This window comes from Streptomyces sp. NPDC001927 (assembly GCF_053594455.1).
The window spans coordinates 49,772-65,197 of sequence record NZ_JBSFEN010000008.1 but is presented as its reverse complement, the minus strand read 5'-3'; the positions used below and the strand labels follow the sequence as shown (position 1 = coordinate 65,197).

13 protein-coding genes are annotated in these 15,426 nt (G+C 69.8%); 9 read left to right on the top strand and 4 right to left on the bottom strand.

The window, feature by feature from the left end; genetic code table 11:
- Positions 1-121 precede the first annotated feature (121 nt).
- On the top strand, positions 122-679 hold the full coding sequence (locus ACWCO8_RS22325) for a DUF402 domain-containing protein (RefSeq protein WP_451033694.1): 558 nt from the start codon (positions 122-124) through the stop codon (positions 677-679).
- A gap of 307 nt (positions 680-986) precedes the next feature.
- Here the strand turns inward: ACWCO8_RS22325 and ACWCO8_RS22320 are convergent, their stop codons facing one another.
- Positions 987-1,397, bottom strand: coding sequence for a ribosomal protein L7/L12 (locus ACWCO8_RS22320; protein WP_451033693.1), 411 nt, complete (start codon positions 1,395-1,397; stop codon positions 987-989).
- Between the two features lie 298 nt (positions 1,398-1,695).
- Here ACWCO8_RS22320 and ACWCO8_RS22315 point away from each other — a divergent pair, with 298 nt between their 5' ends.
- Together ACWCO8_RS22315 and ACWCO8_RS22310 are read left to right on the top strand one after the other, a co-directional pair.
- Positions 1,696-2,793, top strand: a complete 1,098-nt coding sequence (locus ACWCO8_RS22315) for a barstar family protein (RefSeq protein WP_451033692.1) — start codon at positions 1,696-1,698, stop codon at positions 2,791-2,793.
- A 489-nt stretch (positions 2,794-3,282) separates the two neighbouring features.
- Positions 3,283-4,233: an RNA-binding protein gene (locus tag ACWCO8_RS22310; protein WP_451033691.1), complete on the top strand. Its 951-nt coding sequence runs from the start codon at positions 3,283-3,285 to the stop codon at positions 4,231-4,233.
- A 314-nt stretch (positions 4,234-4,547) separates the two neighbouring features.
- Here ACWCO8_RS22310 and ACWCO8_RS22305 read toward each other — a convergent pair whose 3' ends face one another.
- Positions 4,548-5,696: an ROK family protein gene (locus ACWCO8_RS22305; protein WP_451033690.1), complete on the bottom strand. Its 1,149-nt coding sequence runs from the start codon at positions 5,694-5,696 to the stop codon at positions 4,548-4,550.
- Positions 5,697-6,535: 839 nt separating this feature from the next.
- Between ACWCO8_RS22305 and ACWCO8_RS22300 the strand changes: the two genes are divergently transcribed.
- From ACWCO8_RS22300 to ACWCO8_RS22285, 4 genes are all read left to right on the top strand, one after another.
- Positions 6,536-7,402 carry an ABC transporter permease gene (locus ACWCO8_RS22300; protein ID WP_451033962.1) on the top strand — a complete coding sequence of 289 codons (867 nt, stop codon included), beginning with the start codon at positions 6,536-6,538 and terminating at the stop codon, positions 7,400-7,402.
- A 2-nt stretch (positions 7,403-7,404) separates the two neighbouring features.
- Entirely contained in the window at positions 7,405-8,337 is a 933-nt protein-coding gene (locus ACWCO8_RS22295) for a carbohydrate ABC transporter permease (protein ID WP_451033961.1), read from the top strand.
- A 174-nt stretch (positions 8,338-8,511) separates the two neighbouring features.
- Entirely contained in the window at positions 8,512-10,170 is a 1,659-nt protein-coding gene (locus tag ACWCO8_RS22290) for a hypothetical protein (protein WP_451033689.1), read from the top strand.
- On the top strand, positions 10,167-11,369 hold the full coding sequence (locus tag ACWCO8_RS22285; protein WP_451033688.1) for a Gfo/Idh/MocA family protein: 1,203 nt from the start codon (positions 10,167-10,169) through the stop codon (positions 11,367-11,369). Before ACWCO8_RS22290 ends, ACWCO8_RS22285 begins: the two co-directional genes overlap by 4 nt.
- A gap of 184 nt (positions 11,370-11,553) precedes the next feature.
- Here the strand turns inward: ACWCO8_RS22285 and ACWCO8_RS22280 are convergent, their stop codons facing one another.
- Together ACWCO8_RS22280 and ACWCO8_RS22275 are read right to left on the bottom strand one after the other, a co-directional pair.
- Positions 11,554-13,074 carry a SpoIIE family protein phosphatase gene (locus ACWCO8_RS22280; protein WP_451033687.1) on the bottom strand — a complete coding sequence of 507 codons (1,521 nt, stop codon included), beginning with the start codon at positions 13,072-13,074 and terminating at the stop codon, positions 11,554-11,556.
- 343 nt (positions 13,075-13,417) lie between these two features.
- Positions 13,418-13,711 (bottom strand): YkvA family protein, encoded by a 294-nt coding sequence (locus tag ACWCO8_RS22275; protein ID WP_451033686.1) that lies wholly within the window; start codon positions 13,709-13,711, stop codon positions 13,418-13,420.
- 178 nt (positions 13,712-13,889) lie between these two features.
- Here ACWCO8_RS22275 and ACWCO8_RS22270 point away from each other — a divergent pair, with 178 nt between their 5' ends.
- Positions 13,890-14,519: a hypothetical protein gene (locus ACWCO8_RS22270; RefSeq protein WP_451033685.1), complete on the top strand. Its 630-nt coding sequence runs from the start codon at positions 13,890-13,892 to the stop codon at positions 14,517-14,519.
- 230 nt (positions 14,520-14,749) lie between these two features.
- Entirely contained in the window at positions 14,750-15,226 is a 477-nt protein-coding gene (locus ACWCO8_RS22265; protein ID WP_451033684.1) for a hypothetical protein, read from the top strand.
- Positions 15,227-15,426 lie beyond the last annotated feature (200 nt).

Here is a 15,426-nt window from a genome sequence, read left to right as displayed (position 1 = left end):
GTGCGCGGTTTCGAGACGGGCCAGACGGTCGTACGGCGCGACGTGCATCGTTCCGGAAGGGTGTGGAGCGAACAGGCGTTGCAGGTCGTCGCCGACACGAGCGAGGCGCTGGTGACCGCCTGTGCGCCCGGCGCGGAGGCTCGCCCTGTACGCGAAGGCCCGCGACGACGGGGACCGTTCGGTGCGTACCGACGCGTTCGAAGCGATGGCGGCGAGGGAGTGGGAGCTCGCGGCAGCGGTGTGGCAGGAGACCGACCTGCTGCGGTGGAAGCCTCCGGCTGCCAGGTTCAGCGTCAACGCGTCCTTCGTCCCCGAAGGCGACGGGCGCCGACTGCGGAACTGGTACGCCAACTTCGAGCACCCCGCCCGCCGCACCGAGGCCGAGTTCGACACCTTCGACCTCACCGTGGACCTGGTGGTCACGCCCGACCTCACCCGCTGGGAGTGGAAGGACGAAGACGAGTACGCCCATGTGCGCCGGCTCGGCATCGTCTCCGACACCGAGCACCGGGCCGTGGACGCCGCCCGCGCCCAGGTGTTGGCGATGATCGCCGACCGCACCGGCCTGTTCGCGCAGGCGCAGCGGTGGGCGGCCTGGGCGTGGGAGCCGGCCTGGCCCGCGCCGCGTCTTCCCCGGCCCACGACGGCTGCCGAGAGGGCTGCGCCGGAGGGAGGTTGAACCGTTGCTGGCGCTCTTGCGCGAACGGTGTCCAGGGACTTCCCCCTCAAACGTCGTCGATCAGCTGCGGCGAGGGCCACACATCACGACTGAGCCGACCCTATTGACCAGGCGCCGAGAGGCGGAGAAGGCGTCATCAAAGCCCACGGCGATCTCACCCGGCGGCACGTCGTATGTGTCCAGCCAAGCCACTTTGATCCGGGGCAGGCGCTGCGACCACGACGACCGCATCGATCAGCATGCGACGACGCGCTGAAAGACCATGACTCTGGTTGAGCCGAATGAACGGCCTGGGGGTGCCGAGCGCCTACTCACTCACTTGGGCGTGAGCGTCGGCACCGGCTCCGCGGAGTTCGTCCACCATGGCGGTGGCGACGTCCTCTGGCACGTTCTCGAGGATGGCTGCGGGCAGCTGGCTGACGAAGGACTTGCAGTGCCACAGACTCAGCCCGGTCCGCCTGTGAAGGAGCTTCACGACCTCAATGGCCCGGGGGCCAGAGTCTGTCAGAACTACTGTGTGCGGCAGGTCGTCGCAGACGAGCAAGAACGATTCGCTCACCGTGTCCGGTCCCCCCAACAGTCTGCCGATGGCGTCCGCGCCGAAACCGCGCACCATCCGGTCCAGCGGGACCGCAGGCCGCAGGCGGGTGTTCGTCACCGCGATCGTATCGAGGAACGTGACCACCGCGTCCGCCAGCCGCAGGCTCCCCGCCAGCACCGGAAGCGTCCGGGTAGCGGCTCCGGGGCGACGCCGACCAGCTGCCGCAAGCGATATAGCGCACCGTGCACATCTGGAGAGCGCACCCGAGCCCATCGGCGTCCACGTCGAGGCGGTCCTGGTCAGTGTGAAACGGGGTACGAGACCACTCTGGGAGGGACTGGACCGGTACGACAGCAGGAGCTCCCTCTGGTGGGACTGACACAGCTCAAGTCGTTCCGACTGGCACCGACACGTGCGCCGTCAGTCAGGAAAGGCACCTGCGGCCCTGGCCTCGTCGTCCGAACGTGGTCGCGGCATGATTTCCGCCGTGCATGAAGACGAGAAGGCGCGTGGAAGCGCGCGCTACGCGCTGACCGATACGGAGCACGGCCATGTCTGGGGCGTCTGCGCCGAGGTGGAGGGGCTGTTCGGAGAATCCCAGCGCGAGACGTACGAGCTGTTCGGCTGGGTTCCGGAGGCATCCGGCATGCCCGCTTGGGCCGGCAGCCGGGTGTGGCTGGTGCCGGAGGACGAGGCATTCGATGCCTGGCTGCTGGAGGACGCGGAGAGCCTGGAGCCGGCCCCCGGAGCGGACAGTCTGGTGCTCACCGGCCTGGACGACTACGAAGGTCCGCCCGAGGGGTACAGGGGCCGCGTTCGCGTGCACGACGGGCATCGCTGGCTGGGCTCCTGCCGGGAATTCACCCGCATCCTGTCGCCCGACCAGATGCCTGCACCAATCGTCCTGCGAGGGCTCGCCCAGAGTGATCAGCTCAGGGCGGCATTGACGAAGGGCACCCGGCCGGCGCTGGATCTGGAGGAGACTGCGCTGGAAATACGGGACGGCCGAGGCGAGCTGCTCACCGATCGGCTGCTGTGGGCCACGATCAGCGCCTGGCGGCCATCCTCCTGCGGACCGGACCTGATCGACCTCGAGCTCGACGGACGCCGCTTCACACCGGTCCCCGAATACGCTCGGCCGATCTGGGAGCGGTGGCTCGCTGGACCTCCGGCCGCCATGAACGCCTGGGCCGGCCTCGACACCCGCCGCCGCGGGGCCTGGCATGACCTTGTGCGCGAGCGGGCCTGTCGACGATCCCACCGTGACCGGCCGGCCGGCCACGCCTACGAACTCGACGGCCGGTACATCACCGACGAACCAGCTCTCTATCTGGCGCTCGGCGAGGCGGTCAACGGCCCCGGCGGCTACTTCGGTGGCTGCCTCGCCGCCCTCGACGATTGCCTGCGCGGCACCTTCGGCTACACCGCCCCCGCCGCCTTGCTCTGGCGAGATGCCGCGACCGCGCGCGAGCACCTGTCCCACGCCCTCACACCGGACGGCCAGCCCTACGACCTCTTCACGGCAGTCCTTGAATCTCTGGCCGAGGGTGGCATGGACGTCACGTTGGCATGAGCCGCTGTCCGATCGGTGCCTCCGGCCCCTGCCCGTCCCTCTCCTCCCTCTGGCGCTTGTTCCGCGCAAGCTGCCGGCTCACAGGCTCCGTGATCCCACCTGAGCCCAGATGGCAGCTCAGTTGGCACGGAGCTCATCTCCGACTGCCTGGAACTACGGATCAGGCGTAGTCGCGCGGCATGCCGAAGCGAAATGCGCATGCGGCGACTGTGGGGCCCGGGGCAGGATCGCGGGCATGCCAACCGATGCCAGCGGAGTGATCGAGTGCCGGCCGCTGCTCAGCCTGCCCGATGGCTCTGCCCCGGCTGTCGGCGCCTTGTCGGCCGAGGAAGCAGGATCTACGTGCAGGCCGAGCCGTTCACCACCTGGGGTGTGTTCGACCTCAGCAGCTGATACCCAGCACTGGAAAGCCCCTTCCACCCGATCGTCGACCATCCGTTCATGCCGGGGAATTGCGCTGGCACCCCGCCTGGCCGCGCAGGGAGCAACGTGCCGCCGTCCTTCGTCCACCGGATCACCAAGTACGACCCCGCCGACCGTGACGAACGCGGCCACTACACCGGCGCCGAGGAGCCGGTCAGTGACCATGGGCAGGTCGAAGCCGCGTACCTCGCGGCGATCGCCGCCTTCGCGGAAGCCTCAGGCACCGATCGGCTGGAGATCCGCGAGCCTGCAGTCACCGGGTTCGTCCCCATCGGCGTGGAGCCGTCGGATGGGAGACATGGCCTCGACGGGCTCTTCCCGCCCGACCTCTCCGGCTACCACGACGGGGCCGAGGTCTCCCTTCCGGTCGCTCTGGAACTGGTCCGGGTCATGCTCCGAGACCAAGGTGCCTGGTGCCGGCTGGAGGCGGGGGACGTGTTCACCGTGCATGTCGGGTGGGACCAGTACGTGTATGTGGGCAGCGACCGGCCCCACGCGGACGCCGTGGCCCGCACACGCGAACTCGGCCTCTTCCCGGAACCGACGGCGACCTCCCCCTACGCCGCGGAGCTGGAGGAGCCGGATGTGATGGAGGTGGCCGACGAGGGGTTCTGGGCGCGCGTGCGCACGGCGCTGGCCTCACGGAAGGCAGTGCTCCTGGAGGAGGGCTACGTCCGCAACGCTGCACGCTTCCACCGTCTGACGCCGGAGAACCTCGACGCGGTGCGTACCGGTCTCAGCCCGCGCGCCCTGCTGACCGTCTGGCCGGACCTGAACCCCGATGTCGACGCGGTCCTCGCCACCCTGCCAGAGGACGGATCCGCGGAGTTCGTCTGGGAGACGCGGGACGGGACGATCAGACATGCGGTCGTCGACGACACCGAGTACCAAGAGCTCGCCACCCTGGTGGCCGGCGCCCGGGCGGCCTGCGCCCTGCCCATATACCTCGACGAACGCCACCCACTTTTCTGCGCCGCCCTGCCCGACAGCGACGGCGTGCTGCGCACCCGGTGGTGACCCCGTTCACGCCGGGTAGCCACAGTCCGTGCCGGATGCCGCCGCGCGCGGCCTGTGGGCCGGCGCTCGGTCTAACAGGCGACAGCGGCGGGGCGCATGACGGTCGCGACCTACGCGGCCAAGCTGGCCCGCCCCCCAACCACCGGGTCCCCCTGGCCCCGGGAATGCGGAGTCCGCGCCGAGGTGCTGCGGTCGTAAGGGCAGCTCCGTCCACCCGTCCGGGCCTATCGACCCTGCAGTCCGCCGGTACTCGCCCCGATAGGTGCGGGCCGCACTTTATGAAATCCGTCAGAGTTAATGCCGCGGTGGCGCCGCTATGCGGTCGTGACGTCCGGTCTGTTGGCCAAGGCGATGTCGGATTCGGAGTGTTCGAGCGCCAGTCTTGCCGCTCCGATAGCCACCGAGTCGTTGCCCAGGCCGGACGCCACGACCTGGGGCGGGTAGAGGCAGGCGCGGTTCAGGTGTTCCTGGATCGGGTCGACCAGCAGGGCTCCGCCGCTCGCCAGCGAGCCTCCGATGATGACCATCTCCGGGTCGAACGGGCCCACGACCGTTGCCAGGCCCTCCGCCAGGCCGACGGCGAGCGCGGTCACGGCCTCCGCGGCCCGTGCGTCGCCCGCGGTGGCCTGTCCGAAGGCGAACTCCGCGGCCTGTGCCGGCGAGCGCAGCTCTCCCGGCTCGACCGCCGTGGCGAAGTCCATGACGGAACCGAAGACCTGCCACAGACCGGTGGCGTGCTCCCCGATCTCGCCGGAAGCCGAGTGGGCCCCGCGGTACGGCTTGCCGCCGATCAGCATGCCCAGCGACATCCGGTTGCCCGCGAAGAGGTACAGCACATCCATGCGGTCGACGGCCGCACCGCGCCACTGCTCGGCCAGGACGGCGAGCCGGACGTCGTTCTCGACGACGACGGGCGCCGAGATCCTGCCCGACAGCTCGTCCTGCAGGGGGAGGCCCGACCATCCCGGCAGGACGGAGCTCTTCACCACGCGCCCGGTGCCGTCGACCACACCGGTGGTGCCCACCCCGACAGCCATGGGGCGGCGCCCCAGCTCCTGCGAGCACTCGGCGATGAAGCGCTCGATCGCGTCCAGGCGCTCGTCCACGGTCATGTCGGGGAAGATCGCCGCCTTGCGGGACTGGTTGACTTGCCCGCCCAGGTCAACCCCGACGGCCTGCAGCCGGTAGGCGCCCACGCTCACTCCGAGCACGCTTCCGGCAGACGCGCGGAACCGGTAGAGCTTCGCGGGCCGGCCGCGTTGACCGCGCTCCTGGCCGCACTCCTCGGCCCACCCCTGCTCCAGCAGCTCGTCCATGATCGTCTCGACCGTCGGCCTCGAGACCTGTACCTGCTGGGCCAGCTCGGTCAGGGTCGCGGCCTTCATGCCGTGCCGCAGAACGCGGAGGACGGCGGCGGAGTTCAACCGTCGCAACAGGGAGGCGTCACCGCCGTGCTGGTTCATGCCAGGCATCCTACTTACGAAAGTTCGCAGGGAAACGGCTTACGCTGTGAAATTCGTGATCGCCTACCCGAGTCGAAGCCTGCGAGCCCCCAGAGGGCAGGACGCGCACGGGTGTTGGACGCCGTAAAGGGCAGAGCCGTGACCATGGAGGAGGTTCGCCCGGCGAAGTTCGAGGCGACTTAGCCAAAGTGTTTGCGTATAGGTCTTGACCATGGCGCGGCCCGCCCTGTTGACTCCTGCCGCATCGGCACGGAGCCCGAACGTGTCGAGCCGACGCCGTGTTCCAGGCGGCGGCCCGCTGGTCACCGGCGAGGCGATCGGCGGCAACCCGCTCCCGGATTGGCTGAGGCGGCGATACCTGTGATGAGAACGACGAACGCGTCCGCGACCCGGCACGGCCCAGGCACGACAAGGCTCCTCCCGCCGGAGCCGACGGAGCCGCCGGAGTGTCGGCCCGCCACAGGCCGGGCGGCGGCGACGGGCGGGCCGTTCAGCCCGCGCGACCCGTTCAGCCCGCGCGACCCGGTCGGTCCGCGCAACCCGGTCGGCCCGTGCGTCCCGCCGGGATCCCGAGGGCCGACGCAAGCGCCGCCGGCCCCGGGCGTCTCTCTCCTCGCCCACGCCACGACACTCCGGCCACCCACCGGAGTTCTCCCCGCTCCCACTCGCCGCAGGAGGTGAATGTGTCGGCCGCCCCATCGGCTTCGCCCCGTCCGGCCACGCCGCACCCCGCTCCACCACCAGACCGCCAGGCACGTTCACGCGACGAGGCCCGAGAGGCCGACCGTCGGCCCGTAGCCCGACGGCGCCTCCGCGACCGCCTCAGGCGCGACCGTATGCTGCTGCTTCTGTGCGTGCCCGGCATCCTCTACTTCGCGGTGTTCTTCTACCTGCCGCTGGCGGGCAACGTCATCGCCTTCCAGGACTATCAGACCTACCTGGGCTACCGGCAGAGCCCCTTCGTCGGCTGGGCCAACTTCATCGCGCTCCTGGAACAGCCCGAGTTCTGGTCCGCCGTGTGGAACACCCTGGAGATCAGCTTCGTCCAGCTGTTCCTCTACTTCCCGGCGCCGATCGCCCTCGCGCTCTTCCTCAATTCCCTGATCAGCACCAGGACCCGCCGGCTCATGCAGACCGTGGTCTACCTGCCGCACTTCCTGTCCTGGGTCGTGGTCGTGGGAATGTTCCAGCAGGTCTTCGGCGGCGCGGGCACGGTGACCAGCCTGCTCAACGACAACGGCATCCCCGTCGGCAACATCATGAACAACCCCGATACGTTCATCCTGCTGCTCACCTCCCAGGCCGTCTGGAAGGACGCCGGGTGGGGCGCCATCATCTTCCTCGCGGCGATGGCCTCCATCGACAACTCGCTCTACGAGTCGGCCGCCATGGACGGCGCCGGCCGACTGCGCCGCATGTGGCACATCACCCTGCCAGGCATTCGCCCTGTGATGATCATGCTGCTGATCCTGCGGCTCGGCGACATCCTCTCCGTCGGCTTCGAGCAGATGCTCCTCCAGCGTGACGCGGTCGGCGCCGAGGCGGCGGAGGTGCTCGACACCTACGTCTACTTCCACGGCGTCGTGGACGGTGACTGGGGCATGTCCACCGCCGCCGGCCTGATGAAGGGCGTCATCGGATTCATCCTGATCGTCCTCGCGAACAAGCTCGCCCACCGCCTCGGCGAACAGGGGGTCTACCGATGAGCATGCTGTCGATCTCGACGATCCTCGACAGGAGGCGACGCGGCCGCCGCCCCGCCGAGCGCCCCGTGTGGATGGAACGGCCCACCACATGGGGCCAGGGGCTCAAGCTGCTGGTCATCGTCGCGATGATCGTCGCCGTCGGCTATCCGTTCCTCCTCGCCATCGGCACCAGCCTGGCCACCAAGGCCGAACTGGCGGCGAACGGCGGCTACGTGCTGCTGCCCACGGATCCGACCCTGGAGGCGTACCGGGTGGTGCTCTCCGGCGGCGTGGTCACGCGCGCGGCGCTGGTCAGCATCGGCATCACCGCCGTCGGCACCGCACTGAGCCTGGTGTGCACGGTCTGCCTCGCCTACGGACTCTCGCGCCCCGGGACCCTGGCCGGCAAGCCACTGCTCCTCATCGTGGTGGGAACCTTCCTCTTCACCCCGGGCATCATCCCCAACTACCTGGTGGCGCAGGCCCTCGGACTGCTCGACACGTACGGCGCGATGGTCGTCCCCATCATGCTCAACGCCTTCAACGTCATCGTCGTGCGGGCCTTCTTCCAGGGCATCCCGGAGGAACTGCACGAGGCCGCCCGCCTCGACGGGGCGAGCGACCTGAAGGTGCTGCTGAAGATCGTGCTCCCGTTGTCCAAGGCGGTGATCGCCGTGGTCGGCATGTTCTACGCGGTCACCTACTGGAACAGCTTCTTCAACGCGATGCTCTACATCAACGACCCGGAGAAGCTGCCGCTCCAGGTCGTCCTGCGCTCGTACGTCCTCCAGGGCGACACGTTCAACGCCAAGGCGATGGGCGTCAGCGTGCTCCCGGCGAGCACATCGCTGTCGATGGCGGTGCTCATCCTCGCCGTCCTGCCGATCGTCGCGGTCTACCCGTTCCTGCAGAAGTACTTCACCAAGGGCGTTCTCACCGGCGCGATCAAGGCCTGAACCATCCGCCCGCCCTTCGGCCTCGGCCGTTCCCCTGCCCTGTACTCCTAAGCCCGCCCCTGGCGCGCCGCTCCCTTCGCCCCCTCCCGCCCCACCCTCATCCCACCCCACCCCACCCCACGCCACCCCTCTCCCGTCCCCTCGCCATGCGCCGAAACTCGCTCAAGGAGAGCCATGTCCTCCAGAAACCTCAACCGTCGTGGATTCCTCGGCGCGGCCGGTGTCGCCGGCCTCACCGTCGCGGGAGGCGGCACCCTCGCCGCCTGCACCAGCGGAACGGGCACCTCCGCCGGCGGTGCGGAAGCCTCGGCCAAGCTGAGGCTTCCGGCCTACGTGCCGGCGAAGGTCGCCGCGCCCGACCTGGCCGGCAACGGCCAGGGCCTGGACCCGGCGTACCTGCGCTACCCCGCGGCCCCGACCCGTAGCGTCTCGGCGATCCCCGGGGACGGAAAGCCCGTCACCGTCCTGACGGAGACGTTCACCACCGCGGCCCCGGCGATGAACCGCAATGCCTACTGGCAGGAGCTCAACAAGCGGCTCGGTTCGGAGCTGCACATGACGATCGTCAACGGTCTCGGAGCCGAGGACGTCTACCGTGCGAAGTTCAACGCGACCGTCGCGGGCGGCGACCTGCACGACCTGATGTGGTTCCCGCCGAATCAGGGCCTGAAGAACGTTCCCGCCCTCCTCGCCGCGAAGTTCCACGACCTGACGCCGTACCTCGGCGGCGACGCCGTCAAGAAGTACCCGAACCTGGCGAACATCCCCGACTTCGCGTGGCGGACCGCCGTCCTGAACGGCAAGATCTGGGGCGTCGCCGTCCCGTACGGCCGCATGGGCCAGGTCTACGTCGCCAACGAGGACTTCTGGAAGCCGGTCGGAGGCGCGCGCTTCGACAGTGCGCAGGACTTCCTCGACAAGTCCAAGGAACTCCTCGACACCAAGCGGAAGAAGTACGTCCTGGAGCCCGCCTACGTCAACCACCTCAATCAGTTCGCCCTGTGGTACGGCGCTCCCAACGGCTGGCGGCTGGACGGCGACAAGCTCACCCACGCGTTCGAGACGGACGAGTTCTTCGCCGGACTCGAACTCGCCCTCAAGTGCCAGCAGGCGCAGCTCTTCTGGCCGGACCCCAACCTCGCCACGACCCTGGAGAAGCTGGAGGGCGGCTTCCTCGGCGCCCACGTCCAGTCCTTCCCAGGCTTTCTCAACGACAGCGCCATGTACGACTGGCCGGCCAAGGTCATCGTCCCCTTCGCCGCGGAACCGGGCGTCGAGCCGAGCTTTAACTTCGGCTACGGATCGGTCGGATTCACCGCCATCAACAACAAGGTCCCCAAGGACCGCGTCGAGACGCTGCTCCAGATCATGAACTACCTCTGCGCGCCCTTCGGCAGCGAGGAGCGCCTCTTCCTCGACTACGGCCTGGAAGGCACCCACCACACCCGCGCGAAGGACGGAGACGTCAGGCTCAATACGAAGGGCAATGCCGAGGTACTGACCACCCGGCAGGCGATCACCTTCTTCGGCAACGCCCCGCAGGCGCTGTACCTGCCAGGAAAACCGCAGGTCACCAGCGCCATCCACCAGACAGAGGTGGAGCTGATGAAGCTCGCCCGCGTCAACCCGACCACGGGTCTCTTCTCCGACACGAACTCGAACAAGGGCGCCTCCGCGACCGGCGACTTCTACAGCGCGATCACGGACCTCGTGGCCGGCCGCAAGCCGCTGTCCTCCTTCAAGAAGGAGATCCTCCCCGGGTGGCAGCGGGCCGCGGGCAACGCGACGCGCCGCGAGTTCGAGAAGGCCATCGCCCAGGGCGGTGCCAAGTGACCGAAGACCTCCGCATCGGCGTCATCGGCCTCGGACTGCGCCGCAACCTCGCCGTCTCCGCCCACCGCCCCGGCCGGGGATCGGTCGTCGCCGCCGTCGCCGACACCGACCCCGCGGTACGGGCCCGGATCACCACGCGCTTCCCCGGAGCGACGGCGTACGGCGACCATCGGGCGCTCCTCGACGACGACACCATCGACGCCGTGATCATCGCCACCCCCGATGACACCCACGAGGCCATAGCCTGCGACGCCCTGCAGGCGGGCAAGGCCACGTACGTGGAGAAGCCGCTGGGCATCACCGTCGAGCAGTGCGACAGGATCCTGCGCACGGCCCACGAGACCGGCAGCCGCCTCTATCTCGGGCACAACATGCGGCACATGGGCGTCGTCCGGCTCATGCGCGACATCATCGCCCGTGGCGACATCGGTGAGCCCAAGACCGTGTGGGTACGTCACTTCGTCTCGTACGGCGGCGACTACTACTTCAAGGACTGGCACGCCGACCGTCGCCGCACCACCGGACTGCTGCTGCAGAAGGCCGCGCACGACATCGACGTGATCCACTGGCTGGCCGGCGGGTACACCGAGCGCGTCAACGCCCTCGGGGACCTGATGGTCTACGGCGACCTACCGCGCCGTGAGCCCGGCACCCCGCGGCCGGAGGGCTGGCTGCGCGAGTTTGAGTGGCCGCCCGGCGAGCGCAGGAACCTGCACCACATCGTGGACGTCGAGGACGTGTCCGTGATGAACATGCGGCTGGACAACGGGGTGGTCGCCGCCTACCAGCAGTGCCACTTCAGCCCCGATTACTGGCGCAACTACACGGTCATCGGCACCGAGGGCCGACTGGAGAACTTCGGCGACCGGCCGGGCGACGAGGTCCGCGTCTGGAACACCGGTCCGAGCGACTACCGCCCCGGCGCCGACGCGGTCCACCAGGTGCCCGAAGCGACGGGCGGCCACGGCGGCGCCGACGAAAAGATCATCGAGGAGTTCTGCCGCTTCGCCCGAGAGGGCGGAGCGACGGACACCTCACCTGTCGCCGCCCGCATGAGCGTGGCCGCGGGGTTCATGGCAACCCGCTCGCTGCGCGAGGGCGGTACGGCGCACGACGTACCACCCCTGGACCCCACCCTCATCACCTACTTCGCATCCGGCCAGCACCGACCGACCCCGGCCCGAACACCTTACCCATGACCGCCACACGGCGCCTCCTGACGGCCACACGGCGCCTCCGGCCCGGCATCCCCGCCCCCCGGGGGCTGCCGGGCCCGACCGGAGCACGGCCCCCGTCGTCGGCAGGCGGCGCGGCCGGGCCAAGCATTCCCGAGGGTGACCCTGGCAGGTGAGAATCCCCGCCTCACGGGTTCCGCGACGCGGTTCAGCGCTCGTCGTCGATCGCGCTGCTCGCGGGCCCGGGACTCGCCCGGACGATGAGGAGAGCCACGTCGTCGTGGTCACCTTCACTACGCAGAGAACTCAGAAGAAGGTCGCATGTGTCGCCAAGCGATCGGTGCGGGTCGTCGAGGACGTCGAGAAGAGCGTTCAGGCGTGTGTCGATCGCCTGGTCGCGGGCTTCGACGAGGCCGTCGGTGTACAGGATGAGCTGGTCGCCCGGTCCGACGCCGATGGACGTGGTGGTGAAGGGAATGCCGCAGCCGCCCAACGGTGCGCCCGTGGGCAGGTCGAGCAGCTCGCGCGTACCGTCCGGATGGAGCAGTACGGGCGGCAGATGCCCGGCCAGGGAGATGTGGCATCGCGCCGCGCCGGGGTCGAACACGGCGTAGACGCAGGTCGCGATGGTGCCGAGGCCGTCTGTGATGTGGTCGAGGTGGTGCAGGACCTGGTCCGGAGGCAGATCCAGGTCGGCCAGAGTCCTCGTGGCGGTGCGCAGCTGTCCCATGGACGCCGCCGCTGCGACGCCGCTCCCCATGACATCGCCGACGACGAGGGCCGTCTTGTCACTGTGCAGAGGGATGACGTCGAACCAGTCGCCTCCGATCTCGATCGTGGCCTGTGCGGGGCGATAGCGGAAGGCGATGGTGAGCCCCGGTCGCTGGGGAGGGGGGCGGGGCAGCAGGCTGCGCTGGAGGGTGAGTGCGGTGTGGCGCTGTTCTTCCACGGCGCGGTGGCGATCGGTGACGTCGACACTGGAGGTCGCCACGCCCAGCACTTTCCCGTTGGGGGCCTCGAGCCGGTAGAACGAAATCGACCAGGCGTGGTCGTTGTTCGGGTCGGCCGCGGTGCGGCCGACGATGGTGTGGTCCAGGATCGGCGTCCCGGTGGCCAGGACCTCCCGCATGGCTCCGGTGAAGGATTCGTCGAGGAACGGCAGCACCTCGTGGACGTGCCGGCCGACATGCTCGGCGGCCGGCACACCGTTCATCCGTACCTCCGCGGGGTTCACAGAGATGTAGCGGAGGTCGGTACCCAGCATGGCGAGACCGATCGGCGACTGCGACACCAGCTGGGCGGACAGCGCCAGGTTCCGTTCCACCCGCCGCAGCGTCGCCTGGTCCGTGGCCAGCCCCAGGGCCCAGTACTCGCTCTGGTCGTCCTGCAGCCGCATGTTGCGGAATTCCACCAGCCGCGTGCTCCCGTCCTTGTGCCGTACGGGGAAGACGCCCGCCCAGCTCTCACCGTCCCGCATGACCTGCGCGAACAGCGCCAGCACCGCATCGCGGTGCTCGTCGTCGATCAGCAGATTCCCCGCGTACTGGCCCTGGGCCTCCTCGGTGCTGTAGCCGAAGAGGATCTCCGCCTGAGGGCTCCAAAGGTCGATCCGGCCCTGGGAATCGAGAAGGACTGGGGCCACATTCAGCACGTCCAGCAAGCCACCCGGCGTTGACGGCTCCACACCCGACGCGCCGGGATCGCCTTGAACGGGTTCGGAGGATCCCATTCCTCAGGCTCCTTTCGGCCGCCGATGCGGAGTGCTGTCTGCCGGAGCGGACGACGGCCGACGCCGCGTCTGCCATCCCATCGTCCCGCGACTCCACCCGTCCGTGCACTGCAACGATCTCCGAGGTACCCCGCTGGGGTAGGACCCCGCCCCAGCGGCTGCCCGGGCGACCTGTCGAGCCGCCCCGCGGCGCCCCGCGGACCAGCCCCAGCCGCCTCACTCCCGGACCGCCGAGGCCCTGACCACCGCTCGGGCCCGGACAGCTCGGGCCCGGACCGCTCACCCTCGTGCTCATCCATGACGAATCCCTCCCCGCGGAACAGGTCGCGATCATCGGAGAGGCTCAGCCGAGCTGCCCTTTGCCGTCGGCCCCGCTGTGGGCCGCCGCCGAGTGCAGCGCCTTCAGGGCCACCAGGAGGATCCCGATGTCGTCCAGGTAGACCGGGTCGGGGATGAGGTCGATCGGCGAGACCGTGTAGAGGACCGCTGCCCAGAAGAGAGCCTTGGACTGTAGCGGGACACCGGCGTCCAGCAGCAGCCTGCGGGCCTTGAAGACGCGGACCAGCAGAACGGCCGCGCACACCGCCAGGGCGACGAGGAGAACCACGACCACGATCAGCCAAAGGGAGCTGTCCATGTCCGCTCTCCTACCCCGTCTCGCGCCGTGCGCGCCTCGATTCCTACTCCTCGCCGGAACGGCCCTTCGGGGGCACTCCTGGTTTGACCGTACGAGAAGCGGCAAGGCGAACCGTCAGGCGCGCCCCAACAAACAGTGACGAACAGCCAGCCAGGAGTCACCTTCCAGGAAGGCAGTCATGTCGACCCTGACCACAGTTCTCATCATCGCGGCGGTGGTCGTCGCAGCGCTACTGGTGGCCGGTGTCCTGCTCCGGGCCCGTACGGGCACAGGCAGCGGCACGCGCTCCCTCAAGCGGCGCTTCGGCCCCGAGTACGACCGCATCCTCGAACAGCACGGCGGCGACAGCGAGGCAGCCCACCGCGACCTGCGCGAGCGGGTCGAACGGCACGGCCGCTTCCGTCCGCTGCCGCTGGAGCCGGCGGTCCGGGAGCAGTACGTCGTCCAGTGGACCACGCTCCAGGAGCGCTTCGTCGACGCGCCCCGCCAGGCCGTCGCCGACGCCGAGCACCTCGTCACCCGCGTCGCGGCGACCCGAGGCTTCCCGGACCCCGAGCGGCGCCAGGATCTACTGGCCGCTCTCTCGGTGCACCATCCGCACCACGTGGAGGGCCTGCGCGGGCTGCGCCGTGCCGCGCACACCGAGTCAGCCTCCACGGAGCAGCTGCGGGAAGCACTGGTGCACGCCCGCGCCCTGTTCGAGGACCTGACGGCACCCGGGCACGCCGGTGGGGCCGCCCCCCGAAGCCGTCCGGTGTCCGGGCGCAGCCGTGGACATCTCCTCCACCCGAAGGGAAGTGGCGCGTAATGGCACGCGACAACCGGGACCAGCGTTCGACGGGGCGACACGCACCCGTACCCCCGGCAACTCCCGGGGTGCCGCCCCCGAACGGCGACCACGGGGGAATCCCTGCCGGGGCTGTCCCGGCGCAGCGTACGGAACACCCCGTGCCGCCGCCTCCGCCGCCCCCGCCGCCGGTCCCGGGTGCGACCGTCCCCCCGCAGGCCGGCGCCCCGCCGCACGTACCGCCTCCGGCGATGCCGCTGTCCAAGGCGCCGCAGTCCGCCGTCCCGTCCGAAGACCCCGGCGCCGCGGGCCGGAGCGGCGGGAGCCGCACGAACGCTCCTGCCGCGACCCCCGCCGCGCCTCGCGGACGGGAGGCGGCGGACCGGCCGGGTGACAGCGGGCACACCGACGGCGGTGGAGATGTCGGCCACGGCGACCACCCGGCCGGGGAGCTGCTCGGCGGCAGTGAACGCGACCGCCTCTCCGGCCGGCTGCACCATGCGCTCGCCGGGTTCGTCGACGCGCCGCGCGACGCGGTCGCCGAGGCGGCAGAGGTCCTGGAAGAGGTCGAGCAGCAGCTGGTCGACTCCCTGCGGGACCGCCGGGCGGCGCTCCAGGCGGGCTGGCAGCGCAGCGGCGACCCGAACGGACCGCGCCCCGACACCGAACGCCTCCGGCTCACCCTCCAGACCTACCGCGAGGTGACGGAGAGGCTCCTGCGCACATGAGCCCCGGAGGCCGGCGGTCCGATGGGCCCGCATGCCAGCCCATGTCGGAAGCCCCCAGGTCCCCTGGGGGCTTCCGACATGCTCGCGGCGTGTCCGCGCGGAGCGGCCGCAGGGGCACGCGCCAGCGATCCTGGGAGAGCGGGAAGGGAGTGATGGGGCGCACGCCCGACGGGGGCTACATCGTCGTCGACCGCGGTGTG